Annotated in this window: 14 protein-coding genes and 1 pseudogene; 4 read left to right on the forward strand and 11 right to left on the reverse strand. The window is 51.3% G+C overall.

What is annotated here, in order from left to right; genetic code table 11:
- Positions 1–4: 4 nt before the first annotated feature.
- The 6 genes and pseudogenes from FKP33_RS21755 to FKP33_RS21780 form a co-directional block, all read right to left on the reverse strand.
- On the reverse strand, positions 5–511 hold the full coding sequence (locus FKP33_RS21755; protein ID WP_258313518.1) for a ZIP family metal transporter: 507 nt from the start codon (positions 509–511) through the stop codon (positions 5–7).
- A 6-nt stretch (positions 512–517) separates the two neighbouring features.
- Positions 518–994: a signal peptidase II gene (lspA, locus tag FKP33_RS21760; protein WP_141336349.1), complete on the reverse strand. Its 477-nt coding sequence runs from the start codon at positions 992–994 to the stop codon at positions 518–520.
- Between the two features lie 73 nt (positions 995–1067).
- Positions 1068–3224, reverse strand: a complete 2157-nt coding sequence (locus FKP33_RS21765; RefSeq protein WP_141336350.1) for a heavy metal translocating P-type ATPase — start codon at positions 3222–3224, stop codon at positions 1068–1070.
- Positions 3217–3585, reverse strand: a complete 369-nt coding sequence (locus FKP33_RS21770) for an ArsR/SmtB family transcription factor (protein ID WP_141336351.1) — start codon at positions 3583–3585, stop codon at positions 3217–3219. Before FKP33_RS21770 ends, FKP33_RS21765 begins: the two co-directional genes overlap by 8 nt.
- Positions 3586–3659: 74 nt before the next feature.
- A pseudogene (lpdA, locus tag FKP33_RS21775) lies at positions 3660–5070 on the reverse strand (dihydrolipoyl dehydrogenase).
- Between the two features lie 40 nt (positions 5071–5110).
- Entirely contained in the window at positions 5111–5749 is a 639-nt protein-coding gene (locus tag FKP33_RS21780; RefSeq protein ID WP_141336352.1) for a cadmium resistance transporter, read from the reverse strand.
- A gap of 1152 nt (positions 5750–6901) precedes the next feature.
- On the opposite strand from FKP33_RS21780, the gene FKP33_RS21790 reads away from it, so the two are divergent.
- The 3 genes from FKP33_RS21790 (at position 6902) to FKP33_RS21800 (ending at position 8287) form a co-directional block, all read left to right on the forward strand.
- Positions 6902–7234 (forward strand): helix-turn-helix domain-containing protein, encoded by a 333-nt coding sequence (locus FKP33_RS21790; RefSeq protein ID WP_373423936.1) that lies wholly within the window; start codon positions 6902–6904, stop codon positions 7232–7234.
- Positions 7235–7301: 67 nt separating this feature from the next.
- A complete protein-coding gene (locus FKP33_RS21795; protein ID WP_181410237.1) occupies positions 7302–7670 on the forward strand; it encodes an IS3 family transposase in 369 nt (122 codons plus the stop codon).
- Between the two features lie 44 nt (positions 7671–7714).
- Entirely contained in the window at positions 7715–8287 is a 573-nt protein-coding gene (locus tag FKP33_RS21800; protein ID WP_258313519.1) for a metal-dependent hydrolase, read from the forward strand.
- 91 nt (positions 8288–8378) lie between these two features.
- Here the strand turns inward: FKP33_RS21800 and FKP33_RS21805 are convergent, their stop codons facing one another.
- The 4 genes from FKP33_RS21805 to FKP33_RS21815 all read right to left on the reverse strand — a co-directional run bounded on the left by FKP33_RS21805 (position 8379) and on the right by FKP33_RS21815 (position 12295).
- Positions 8379–9830 (reverse strand): CAP-associated domain-containing protein, encoded by a 1452-nt coding sequence (locus FKP33_RS21805; RefSeq protein ID WP_258313520.1) that lies wholly within the window; start codon positions 9828–9830, stop codon positions 8379–8381.
- 167 nt (positions 9831–9997) lie between these two features.
- Positions 9998–10132: a hypothetical protein gene (locus tag FKP33_RS27820; RefSeq protein ID WP_258313521.1), complete on the reverse strand. Its 135-nt coding sequence runs from the start codon at positions 10130–10132 to the stop codon at positions 9998–10000.
- A gap of 116 nt (positions 10133–10248) precedes the next feature.
- Entirely contained in the window at positions 10249–10857 is a 609-nt protein-coding gene (locus FKP33_RS21810) for an MFS transporter (protein WP_258313522.1), read from the reverse strand.
- Positions 10835–12295, reverse strand: a complete 1461-nt coding sequence (locus tag FKP33_RS21815) for an FAD-binding oxidoreductase (protein WP_141336357.1) — start codon at positions 12293–12295, stop codon at positions 10835–10837. The genes FKP33_RS21810 and FKP33_RS21815 overlap by 23 nt, the downstream gene beginning before the upstream one ends.
- Positions 12296–12414: 119 nt before the next feature.
- On the opposite strand from FKP33_RS21815, the gene FKP33_RS21820 reads away from it, so the two are divergent.
- Positions 12415–12810, forward strand: a complete 396-nt coding sequence (locus FKP33_RS21820; RefSeq protein ID WP_054798057.1) for a hypothetical protein — start codon at positions 12415–12417, stop codon at positions 12808–12810.
- An 80-nt stretch (positions 12811–12890) separates the two neighbouring features.
- Here FKP33_RS21820 and FKP33_RS21825 read toward each other — a convergent pair whose 3' ends face one another.
- Positions 12891–13499 (reverse strand): DUF1989 domain-containing protein, encoded by a 609-nt coding sequence (locus FKP33_RS21825; RefSeq protein ID WP_141336358.1) that lies wholly within the window; start codon positions 13497–13499, stop codon positions 12891–12893.
- Positions 13500–13579: the final 80 nt, after the last annotated feature.

A 13579-nucleotide genomic window follows, 5' to 3' on the forward strand; every position in this document is an offset into this window, starting at 1 on the left:
CTTCCTATGAACAGGTTTGCTGGGTTTGACGCTTACGAATAAAAATAATGGATGAAATCGTGAGTCCGTCTGGTATTTTGTGAAGAAGCACGGCAATAAAGACCGTAATTCCCAAACGAAAATCGACCTCAAAACTGGCTGCGATCGACAACCCGTCAAAAAATGTGTGGATGAGCATACCGGTCATCGCGCCGACTGCCGTACTTTTTTCGTGCTGTGAAGCATGCGTTTCCTCGCCGAAGTGAAAATGACCGGCGACATATTGCTGGAAAAAGTAAATCGCCAGTACACCGATCAGGATGAAAATCGGGCTTGAGGAATCATGCTCCAAAGATTCCGGAATAAAATCCAAAATGGCGATAGCGATCAAAAGTCTTGCGCTTAAAGCCATCAAAGCATTCAGACCGCTACGCGACCAATCACGTTTTAACACAAAAACGAGACCGCCGATCACATTGGCGGCCGCCGCCAGAAATACATAAAGCAAACTGCCCCAATTCAGCACAACCACCCCGATCTACTCCTGCAAGCTCTGACTCGATGCCTTATCCGCTCTGGATGCCCGGAGCGTGTCAATCATGACCATAATAACCCCTGTCGTGATGAAGACATCCGCCATGTTAAATACCGGATAATTGATAAATGTTAACTCAAGCATGTCCACGACTTCGCCATGCAGAGAGCGATCTACAAAATTACCCAATGCCCCTCCAAAAATCAGCACTAATGCATAAGCGAGGAATTTTTTCCCGCGATAGATTTTGCGCAAGTAGATGATAATACCAATAAGCACGATGGCAGTCACCAAGATAAAAAACAGCCGCTGGTTTTGCAAGATACCAAACGCGGCACCCCGATTTCGAATGGATGTCAGTTGGATAAAACCCGGAATCAGCGGTATCTTTTGACCGATATCCATATAAGTCGCAACACTCCATTTGATCAATTGATCAACGGCAAAGGCGATAATGGCCACAACATAGTAACGAAGCACAACACACTTCCTTTCAAAGTAAAGAGTCAGGGGTATCACCCCTAACTCAACATGAATGTTCTAGCCTTTTCCTTTATTCTTTGACTCTCATTAGTCGTAGACCGTTTAACGCAACCAGGAGCGTTGCCCCCATATCGGAAAGGATGGCAATCCAAAGCGTTAACCAACCCGGGATGACGAGCAGTAAAGCAATCAATTTAATAGCAAGTGCAAAGGTGATGTTTTGCTTGATGATATTTAAAGCTTTGCGGCTTAGTTTTATCGCGAATGGAAGTTTTCTTAGATCGTCCCCCATTAAAGCAACGTCTGCCGTTTCCAGTGCGGTATCTGTACCGGCTCCACCCATGGCGATCCCAACTGTAGAAGCCGCTAGTGCAGGCGCATCATTGACACCATCGCCAACCATGGCTACGTTGCCGTAATCGGCTCTCAACTGTTTAATAAAGTCTAATTTATCCTGCGGCATCAGTTCAGCCTGAACATCCGATACGCCAACATGTCCGGCGATCGCATTTGCAGTACCCTTGTTATCACCGGTGAGCATAATGGTTTTTTTGATGCCAAGTTGATGTAACTTTTGAATGATTTCCTTACTGGATTCACGCACTTCATCGGCTACCGCAATAACCGCGAGAATTTCTTTGTCCGTTCCGACGACCATAGCCGTTTTGCCTTTGTTTTGCAGTGTGGTAACCAGTTGCTCTTGTTCGTTACTAAAATGAGCAGTAGCTAATTCTTTAAAGAGTTTGGGATTACCAATATAATAGCTTGTTCCGTTTACCGTACCCTTAATTCCTTTACCGGTGATGGAAGAAAAATCAGCAACCATGACGTCAGAATAAGAAATATTCGCTTCTTCTGCTTTTCTCATGATGGCCGAAGCAAGCGGATGTTGGGAACGATACTCTAAAGCTGTGATGATCGACAACAACTCGGTTTCATTTGTCTTCTTGCTAAACACGTTGAAATCCGTTACAACCGGTACCCCTTTTGTGAGCGTACCGGTTTTATCAAATGCAATGGCCTTTAAGGCACCCATTTCTTCGAGGTAAATACCGCCTTTCACAAGAACGCCATTTTTTGCTGCATTTCCGATCGCTGACACAATGGAAATCGGCGTGGAAATAACGAGTGCACAAGGACAACCAACAACAAGAACAGATAATCCTTGATAAACCCAGGTGGCCCAACTGCCATCAAAGAAAAGCGGAGGAATAACCGCAACTAAAGCGGCAACCACCATAATGATCGGTGTGTAGTATTTAGCAAACTTATCGACAAACGCTTGCGATGGGGCACGTTCTCCCTGAGCTTCCTCAACCAAGTGAATAATCTTTGCAATGGTCGTATCATCGACCAGCTTAGTTACTTTGACTTCAAGCAAGCCTTCTTCATTTAAAGTTCCGGCAAAAACGTCATCATCAATCGTTTTGCCAACGGGAACGGACTCACCGGTAATCGCTGCCTGATTGACGGCAGAGTTGCCACTGACAACCACACCGTCCATGGCAATCTTTTGACCGGGTTTGACAATCATGATATCGCCAACGGTGATGTCATCGACATTGACCACCATTTCTTGCCCATTTCGTCTAACAAGTGCTTCTTTTGGTGCGATGTCCATTAACGAACGAATGGATTGTCTTGCCCGGTCCATGGAGAATCGTTCTAACGCTTCACTGATTGCAAAGAGAATAACAATTATCGCACCTTCCGCCCATTCCCCAATAATCGCAGCTCCGATAATGGCCACAGTCATGAGCGTCTTCATATCAAATTCAAATCGCATCAAGTTCTGAAAACCAACTTTAAAGAGCGAGAATCCCCCGATCACAATGGAAGCTGCAAATAACAGAGAAGTGATCAGGTTTTCTTCTCCATTTACATATTGAGAAAGATAACCGAAAACGATTATTAAGACTGCATTCAATAACGTGCTGTGCTTTTTATAAAATGGTTCTTTCGTGCCTTTGTGTACCTCTTGTTTAGCTTCCCGCATCGGTTTTACGGGGGTCACTTTTAGATTTTCAAACGCACCGGCTTTCTCCAGTTCTTGAATTGTGGCATCGCCATAAACAGCAATTTTAGAAGCACCAAAATTCACTTTGGCATCCCGAACTCCCGGAAGCTGCTTCACATTATTTTCAAACTTTCCGGCACAATTCGCGCATGTGAATCCTTCAACGCGGTATACGTTTTTGTTCTCTAATGGTTCAGCCACTTTACTCAACGTCAACAACCTCCTTTTGATGCTCAATGGCGAGCCTTATCATTTGTTTGAGCTGCTCATCCTCCAATGAATAGAAAACAAGCTTTCCTTCTTTCCGATACTTGGCAATCCCCATGTTCCGTAGCAGCCGTAAATGATGGGAAGCCGTCGCCATGGTGGAGCCGATGATATTGGCCACATCGCAGACGCATAACTCATCCTCATCGCACAGTGCATAGGCAACCTTTAGCCGCGTATGGTCCGCAAGCACCTTAAATATTTGAGCCATATCCTGAAAATCATTTTTGCTTAGCTTTTCCTTAACCCGATTGACCTTATGCTCGTCATAACAAAAGATCTCGCATGTATCTTGGTTCTTCATCAAATCACCTCAATCTAACAATTATTTGATTATCATAATATTCCTATGCCATTGTTTTGTCAAAGGGAAAATCCTCAAATATGAATGGGATGGCCGAGAGCCACCTCTGCAGCTTCAGCTGATAGTTCCCCAAGTGTCGGATGCGCATGGATGGTAAGGGCCAGGTCTTCGATGGTCGTTCCCATTTCGCTCGCCAAGGCAATTTCCGGAATCAGATCAGACGCGTTTGTGCCTACGATTTGCCCGCCAAGGTATGAGCCCTGTTTTCTTATCGCCTACCAGCTTGACGAATCCCTCGGACGCACTCAAAGAGAGAGCACGCGCATTTGCCGCAAACGGAAACTTGCCAACCATGATGTCGTATCCCTTCTCCTTGGCTTCAGGTTCGCTAAGTCCTACGGAGGCAATTTCCAGATCGGAAAACACAACCGCCGGAATCGCTTGATAGTCGAAGGCGCTTGGCTGGCCAGCTATTGCTTCGGCAACCACTTTTCCTTCGTATGAGGCTTTATGCGCCAGTGCAGGGCCAGGGATGATATCACCAATCGCATAAATGTGAGGAATAGATGTTCGCCCTTGTTGATCGACTTCAACCAGTCCCCTGTCGCCAATTTTTACTCCAATACGGTCAAGACCGAATTCGCCATCGGTATTGGGACGGCGTCCTACTGTCACAAGAACGTAATCGGCCGTCACTTGTTGTTCTGCCTGATCCACCGTAAAGGTAACCGCGATTTCATCAGTCGACTGTTGTGCGGATTGAGCCATGGCGTTCGTGTACACCGTAACACCAAGGGAATCAAGATTTTTTCGCACAATACGGCTAATTTCACTCTCGAATCCGGGCAGAATCGACGGTGAACCTTCCAAAATGGTCACTTTGGTGCCGAACTTAGCGTACATTTGACCCAGTTCGATGCCGATATAGCCGCCGCCGATGACGACCATTCGTTTAGGGATTTCAGTAAGGCTCAGTGCCTCGGTGGAGGACAAAATTCGGTTCCCATACGGGAATGCTTTTAATTCAATTGGACGCGATCCGACTGCAACAATACAGTGGTCAAATTGGTATCGGAGCGATTCTTGTTCATTATAGAGACGAGCTTCCCGATCATTAATGAAAAGCGCCTCTCCTTTGAAGACCGAGATTTCATGCTTTTTAAGCAAGGATTGGATACCCGTTTTGAGGCGATTCACCACTTTCGACTGTTTCCACTGCTGAATCTGTGAAAAATCAAACTCAACGCCTGTCGCTTTTAACCCGGATATGCCGCTTTCCAGCATTTGTTCATACCGATGCGCCGCTGAAATCAACGCTTTGGACGGCACACAGCCGCAATTGAGACATACACCGCCGAGTTCCGATTTTTCCACCAGCAACACTTTCTTGCCAAGCTGCGCGGCTCGTATAGCTGCAACATAACCCCCAGAACCACCGCCGATCACCAACAACTGAGTGTGCTGGCTAGCGTCACCTACTACCATTGTGTTTCCCTCCAGTTCGTGATTTCGATTTTCCTTAACGTTACCCAAACAGCCTCATGAGATATGCAAATGAATCACCGTGCAGCATGATTGAAATACCTAATGCGATAAACACCAGTGGAACAATGACACTTCCGTACTTTTGCAGAATCCTTAGAATGGCCGGGAAGCTTGCCAGCCGATACGCAAGGAAACACCATACCGCGACCATCAAAAGGAACATAATCGCGATGTATAAAAGTGACGCGTTCCCCTGGGTCGTAAAATACGGGATGTATATGCCCAGGTTATCCCCGCCGTTGGCAAAGGTAATCGCAGCGACCTTACCGGTTAGTGGTCCAAACAAACGGTTCTTTGAAGGTTGTGACTTTAGATCGCCCAATTTCTCAAGCGCCTCTTCCGCCTCATCTTCTTCCTTTTTTTTGAGGAACATTCGGATACCGAGATAAATGGGTATCAACCCAAGAAAACCGGCCCACTCGGTCGGCAAAAATGTAAAGCCGAAAGCCCCCAGTAAGCTTAGTACAACCAGCAATCCGAACCCCAGATATTGCCCTAGAACAACTTGTGCGTGCCGCGCTTTCTCGATCTGTGCGAAAAAGATCATCAGCACAAAAATGTCGTCAATGTTTGTCACGATGAATGTGCCAATAGCGGAAAGAATTAATGTGAGTGACATTGTGATTTACTCCATCCATTTGTATATTTCTTTAATCTACATGTTCTTATATCCAAATAATTATTTGATTAAATATCAATATTTATCAAAGGTTTAGTGCGGTTAGCCATTCAACCATTCGATATGCTACACGCTGCCATTCAGCCATCCAACATCATATCGTGTGCCATATTCGCGAAAACCTCCGGATTTGTACCGTACGCGCGAGCCGTCTGTTCAAGCTCATGGCTGTCAATGAGGAAGTCGTTTGCTGCGCCGAGCACAAGCATGGGGGTCTTGACCTTGTCGCTGGACCGGGAATCGTGCCATGTCCATAAAGGCCCGTAACGACTCATCTTGCAAGGAGCTGACGTACCGCCTGACCTGTTCTTGGGGCATGTTTGCTGAAAAGAATGCCTGAACCGCTCAGGTTTCGTTATTATAGAGATTCACTCGGCCTGTGATCAATGACTTCATCATCTTGCCAGGATTGCGAACGGCGGTTTTCACAGTGTTTTTCGCGTGCCACCCGGTGGTGCCGAAGCGAGCAGAACGCCAGCTGGGGCCGAATGGTCCTCCAAATACTCCCAAGCCCAAGAGCCATGAAAAGCGCCGTGGATAAACAGGATTGGGTTTGGTCGACTATTGGTTGAAGGGGAAAGTGAAACAAGATCACAAGTTGCCATAGTATGTACCTCCAGTATGTATCAATGCTTAGGCTATTTATCGCTCGGGCGATTTTTTAGTAATTCAACAATCTAACAATCATTTGAATATGAAATTATTATACTTCCGATGTTTAATACAGTCAAACGATTATTTCAATGTTATAATTAGAAACAAAAAATATCGCTCGTCTATCCAAGGTGGCCTAAATTCATCGGATGGCCACCGTTCAAACAAAGATCCCTGCAATTTGCAGGGACCAGCTTCGTTATTTCTCATGCTCATTGATTTGCTGCACAATAAATTCGGCATCCTGGCCAACTCCACCAATCAAAGCGGAGCCTCTCCGGTATTCAATGAATTATATTGTGAACAGTTTGTAAACAGCTAGAAAACAGGCGACGTATGCCAAAAAAAGCCCTTGCAGATGCGATGAAGTGCACCCCTTATAATGAACATTGGAAAAACCCCTGGTTAATCCGATGAATTATAGGGGGGGCATTTTTTATTCCAGCTAAGAAGGGTCAAAAGTTTAAACATTATCCTGAATCTCTAAAAATGGAAGCCGTAAGGTTACATGAGGAAGATGGTTGGAGCTATAGAAAGATAGCAGAACATCTAGACATCCAGGATTGGTATCGGGTCAGGGTTTGGGTGAGAAAGTATCACGTAGGTGGAGAGGTCGCCATAGAGGATAGACGTGGAGATCCACACCGAATAGAGACGGAGCAAGAACGTGAAATTCGACGTCTCCAATTGGAGGTAGATGTTCTAAAAAAGTGGTTACACATCTTGAATCGGGAGGGTTGCAGAGCCGATACACAGTCATTGACGAACTAAAGAATGCAAGAAGTAAAAGGACTTGTGTACATATCTAAATATAAATAGAAGCGGTTACTACGCCTTCTTGAAGCGTAAAAAGGAAGATCGGGACGGCGAGTTAAAGCGTAAAATCAAAGCGATTTATGAAGAGCGAAATAAGATTCTGGGTTACCGTCGTATACAAGACGAACTGTACCGTCAGCACGATCTTATTGTCAATCACAAGAAGGTACTACGCCTTATGCAAGAGCTTGGTATCAAGGCAATTATTCGTCGAAAGATCCATCGGACGAGTTATAAAGCAGCTGTATCAGACGGGAGGATAGCTGAGAACCTGCTGCAGCGGGATTTTAAGGTGAATGGCCCTAATCAGAAGTGGGTAACTGATGTAACACAAAAATTCGTTAAATTCGTTTCTTCAATAACAGCATCAAGTATTTCGTTTATAAAATGAATTAGTTAAAAATCAACAAGTAGGGTTATGGCGCGACGAGCGATTTGTTCAATGCTTGGGGCACCGGCTATTTGGAGCCGTTCTCGGCGGAACGCGTTACGTTCGGCACGATTCCGATCGTGGATCTGACGTTTTGGGCGCTGATGCTCGGCGGCTGGCTGGTGGTTCGTTACCGGCGCCGGCGGCGACAAGGAGCCGGCGGCCCCGCACACCGCGTGTACCGCTTCGTCTGGCTGCTGATGGTGCTGCATGTGGCTTTGCAGTCGGCGCAGGGGTATATGCTGTACCAGCAAGCGTCTGAGCGTTACGAACAGGTGGCGCTGTCGGCCGATTTTATTCCCGGCGTCTTCACCGTCATCGGGAAGTCGGGGGCGACCGTCGATTTGGCCCGCGGCACATGGTGGACAGGCGTGACGACGCAAACGCAGCTTCATTCGCAAGAAACGGCCGATCTGACACAGCTTTTCGAGACGAATCCGAAGGCGAAGACGCTGCAGGAGTGGTCGCCCTTCGTCGTCGTCGTGGACGACGAGAAGCGGCTCGGCGTGTACGATCCGCGCTTCTATCGGAACGGACAGTCGTTTCTGTTCGAATTTATGGAGAAGAGCGGGCTATAGGTAACACAATGCGATGTCAACATAAGGGGGCCCGTCGCCGCCCCCAAAAAAGCGCCCTCCTTTGGAGCGGCGCTTTTTGGGCGTGACCGGATTACGGCGTGAAGAAATTTTGCGTATAGTAAATGTTCATCGGACCGCCGAACGCGACGCCGACGCCCAGCCTCTTGATATCGCTAAGCAAGTTTTTGCGGTGGCCCTCGGAGTTCATCCAGCCGTGGTGGGCGAAGATGGCGCTCGTCTGACCGGCGGCGATATTCTCGGCGGCGGCACGGTAGGCGATGCCGTCGTTCTCCATCCGATCGAACGGGCTCAATCCGCTGCGGTTCGTATGATCGAAGTAGCCGCGGTCGGCCATATCCTGGCTGTGCTTGCGGGCGGTGGCGGAGGCGGCGTCCGACCAGACGAACGCGTCATACCCGAGCTTGGCCCGAGCCGCATTGGCCAGATCGAACGATTGACGCTCGAACGCCTGCACGAGCGCAGCGCTCTTCCCGGCGTAGAAGGCGGCCATAGCCAGCTCGGTCGCCTGGCCGATCACCTGCACGCCGGTCACGATGTCGTTGCGGTGGACGTCATAGAAGAACGTGACGTAAGCGCCGTCGATGTCGTAGGTATCGTATTCGCCCTTGGCGTTATTCAGCATGAAGCGCGTGTTGCCTTTCAAAATATAGGTGAGCGGGCTGCCGTATTGCTTGTGCACCGTACTTTGGGCAGCGCCATCTTGAATGCCCAGATCGGTGTGCCAGTTATCGGAAGGGGAGTACAAGGCGACGACCTTCCCACCGGCGATACCAACCTGAATGTAATTGCTGTAGTCCTGGTTATACACATACCAGGTGAAGCCGTACTCCGAAGCGTCTTGGCGGGCGGGCTGCCCGAGCCTTGCCGTCACTTGCCCCGCCGTATCGCCAATCGCGATTCCGCGCACGGATACGGATGCCTCGCGCGCTTTATCCTTTACGGAGGATGCCTGCGCCGCCTTCAGCTCCGTTACTTTCGATCTCAGGTTCATGATGAACTGGACGGCTTCGGCACGGGATAACGGTTCCGCCGCGCGGTAGCCTTCGACGGTAGCCGCTGTCTTGCCTTGCGAGAGGCCGGCGTCGAGCAAATATTGAACGGACGCGTTCAAGTCGAGCGTCCCCTGCTGGGTAGAAGCGATCAAGCGGGCGACATACCCGCGGTTATACCGGTTGCGGTCGGGATTATTCAATAAGGACCAGTGCCGGCTGGCGGCAAAGACATAGTAAGGCTCGTACCAGGCTTGCCCGATTTCGGCCGATCCGATCGGGGAAGGATAGGCGCGCAGCAGCATCGCGAGAAATTCCGGCTCGGACACGATGTTATCGGGACGGAATGTGCCGTCTTCGTAGCCGTCGACGATCCCTTGACCGGCGGCGCATTCGATCGCCAGCGCCCCCCAATGACGGTTCGTATCTTTAAATCCTTGAGCGGCCGAAACGGTTGACAGGGAAGCTGCGGGAAGGGTGAAGGCCAGCGTCATCAATGCGACCAGCCCCATTTTTATGCATCGTAGTATCAAGGCGGTTGCTCCTTTTTTGCCAGACATTGCATGCCTGTCTTATCCTTTAACTATAGTAGCCGTGCGGCGGTATGTCCATGTTAATCCCATCCAGAAAGGCTGCCCGGCAGCAAAAAAACCGTCCCGGAGGGACGGTTTTGCGGCGCGTAAGGCGGAAAAAAGAAGGTTTATTTACGTCTCGGCTCGCAGGCGTTCGCATCGCGGGATACGGTATCCTCCGCCAGCTTGTCGCCGAATTGGTCCAAACGGCTCGGGCTGCTCGCCGGGCCATTGTTTTTCGGTTTGCTGTTTCTTCCGGACATGGTTGATCACCTCCGAGGTTAGCGTGCGCCTGCGGACTTCACTTTATACCGGATAGACCGGCATCTATTCGGTTCAAGTCGGCATCGGCAGCGTACCCGCGTGCGCCTGCGGAGGGCTAACGAGGCTCACGCATTCGAAGCAGCAGCAGGCCGCTGACGAACATCCACAGCGAGCCGATGTAGAAGATAAGATCGATCGTGAACAGATCGATCAGGAAGCCGCCCGCGATCACCGCAAGCCCCGAGAACAGGCCGACATAGCCGTGGTACCGGCCGATCGTCCGGCCCCGGCTTCCGCCGCCTTCTTGCTGGCCCGAGCGGTCGGTCAGGTCGGCGATAAGCGCCTTTTCCCCGGTTTTCTGCATGGCGCCGAACAGGCCCATCAGCACCTGCAGCACGTACACCTGGCCAATCCACGTCACCAAGGGAAACAGCAGGAACAGCGCGGCCATCCCCCAGCCGCTCCACAGCAGCAGCGCCTTTCGCCCGCACCGGTCGGACCAGGCGCCGAGCCGGGTGTGCAGCAGGGAGGAGCAGATCGTGAACAGGCCATAGGCCAGCGCATATTCCGTAAAGCCGGCGCCGATCTCTTTAATGAAGATCAAGTAAAACGGGAAGACGAGGCCGCTCCCGAACAACGCCGCGCTTTGCGAAGCGATGAGCAGCCGCATCGGAGTCGGTGCAACCGCCTGCGCGTTCCCATTATCGTTTCGATTCGCTTCCACTCGGATCACCCGCATACCTTTCGTAAAATAAATTCATAAACAGCCCATTCGGGTCATATTTCCGCTTAACGGCGAGGAACGAATCCGCCTCCGGATACGCCCGCCTCATTTGCTCGGGGGTCGGATACAGCTGGTACGTCAAATAATACGTGCCGCCCTGCGCGAGCGCAGCCTCGACCAGCCGCTTGGTGGCGGCTTCGGCCTGGGCGACGCCGGCCGCCGACAGCTTCTGGTTGATCAGCAGCACGACGGCGAATCCTTCCTGCGCCGCATACGATAGGGCCGCCTCCTCGCTGCGCGGCATGTACCTGACAGTCGCATTCAGCAGATTGACCCGGTTCTCGCGGACGATGCGCCGCACGTCATCGATGAAAGCCGGGAAGCGCGCGCTAGGGATGAAATATTCCTGCAAAATGTCCGAGTCGCGCGAAGACGCATGCTCCAGAAACTCCACCTCCGGACGCATGGCATTGTTGCGCGACAGCAGCCCGCCTTCCTCGCTCCGGGTGTAGTACGCCTTCTGCACCGCCCAGCTGAACCGCTTGCCCCAGTCCCACTTGCGCGACAAGCCGAACAAGAACTTGTTGCGCTCGACGTTCCGCTCCTCGGACAGCTGGAGCAGCTCCGGCGTACGCTGCGCTTCCGTCCGGCTGTAAGTGGTCACATACATCTCCTCGAGCAGGCTGTCCGGCGAGACGGACAGCCTTGCAATCGCAAGCTCCTTCTCCGGCTTAGCCAGCACTTCACGGACGAACCAGCCCGGGAAGGACCGGTAATCGGTGAAGTCGGTGCGGACGCGGTAAATCGGGTTGTCGGTGACCCGCAGGTCGACGTCCAGGATGACGCCGAACAGACCGAAGCCGCCGATCGCGTGGCGGAACAGCTCGGCGTTCTCGCTGCGGCTGACGTTCCGGATCGCGCCGTCCGCGGTCAACAGGCGGAAGCTGTCCACGGTCTCGATGACCGGCCCGAACCGGACGTCGCGGCCGTGCACGTTGGAGCTGAGCGAACCGCCGACGGTAAAGATGTTGGACGACTGCATGACGAGGACGGACAAGTCGTACGGGTTCAAGTAGTTTTGTACGTCCGCCCACGTAGCGCCGCTCTGGACGCGTACGAGTCCGCGCTCGCGGTCGAGGCCGAGGATGCGGTTATACCCGCGCATGTCGAGGACAACCGCATGATCGTAGAACGTATGGCCGCCCTGACTGTGACGGGCTCCCGCTATCGACACGGGCAGCCCGAGCCCGGCAGCCTCGCGGACAGCCTGCTGCAGGCTTGCCGTATCTCCTGCCGGCAGGATGCGCTGCACCTGGCGGGACTGCAGGCGGCTGACGTCCGTCATCAGCCGTTCGGGCTCGCGATTCCAGCTGACGTAAGCGGAGGCGGCGAATAGCAGCACATAAGCGGCGATAAACCTAACGTATCGTGTTTTCATAAATATAAGTTTACCATAGGGTGCTCATACGGCGAAATCGCTTCACGGCATGCGTAGTTTTGGACAAATTAGGGAAAAAGAGAGGAGAGGCCCTAATTTGGTCAAAGGAGCGATGTTGAATGAGCAAGCGGCTGCAAGCTTATTTTCAAACCGAAGATGAGGCTGAACACGTTCGAATTTTGCTTCAGGCGCACCGGGCGGATCAGATTGAAGTGGGAGCTGTAGGCGACACGCCGGGGCGGGATGTCCTGCTGATGCCATTATCGGCGACAGTCGGCTCGGGGAGCGTCGGAGTTGCCGGCTCGTCCGGGCTGTCGACAGGGCATCCCGGTGAAGGAGCGCCTGGGGCGTTCGTCGGCTTTCATGCGTTGGACGAGCCCGGACGCGACCGCGGCGGGGAGGACGACCGGGAGCTGCGGTATGTGCTGAGCGCCCATGTCGATGAAGCCGAATACGAGAAGGTGGCCGAGCTGGTCCGCCGCAACAGCGGTCACGTGCTGAAGCTTGAAAGGTAGACCGCCGATGGAAAGCGGGAAGAACCTATCGTTATGGCATCCATAGGTTTTTTGGCATAAGCGGGAAGGCCCGACTTTGTTCACCGTTCCCCGATCTCCACGCGAATCGGGGTACAGTGATAACCGTTACAGTTGCTTTCCTCGCAAGGGCAGGCGGAAATAGCCGCAATGAGATCCGTTTCTGCTCTTAGCATCATGTAATCGCCGGCCGCGGATAAAGGGGTTTTGACTTGAATACGACCTGAATCATCAATCACCGTATTCATGAACATGTTAAACGAGTAGTGCTGATCCGGCTGAGGGATGCCGAATTCGGCAAGCGCGGTATTTAAATTGTGATAGCAGCTTTCGTGTTCAGGTTTGTTATATAAAAACCCGTACATTTCCGGGCGGCATGCGGGATTGAGCAAATCATGCTTGCCGACGGTATCCTCCAGCACAGTAAGCATGGGCCTGTACATGTTGGAGTACAAAACATCGTGCGGTCGAACATTCATCGTGCGCAGCGCATCCATGGTGACACCCGGATCCAGCCGTTCCTGTAGATGATTGGCATGATAGGCGACAAAATCTGCCACCTGCTGACCGTCTGCGTCAATCACCTTCACCGTCTGTCCCTTCTTGAGGGTAAAGCTGCGTCCTTGTTTTGCAGGAATCGTAAAATGATGGATGATCCGTTGTTGGGTCATAATACCTCCTGTTCATGAACTGCCCTATCAGTTTATCTAACCTCCTATCAACTTATTCAACAGACGGGGCATGCCAATTC

The sequence above is a fragment of the Paenibacillus sp. tmac-D7 genome (genome assembly GCF_006519665.1).
In the GTDB taxonomy this organism is placed as follows: Bacteria; Bacillota; Bacilli; order Paenibacillales; family NBRC-103111; genus Paenibacillus_G; species Paenibacillus_G validus.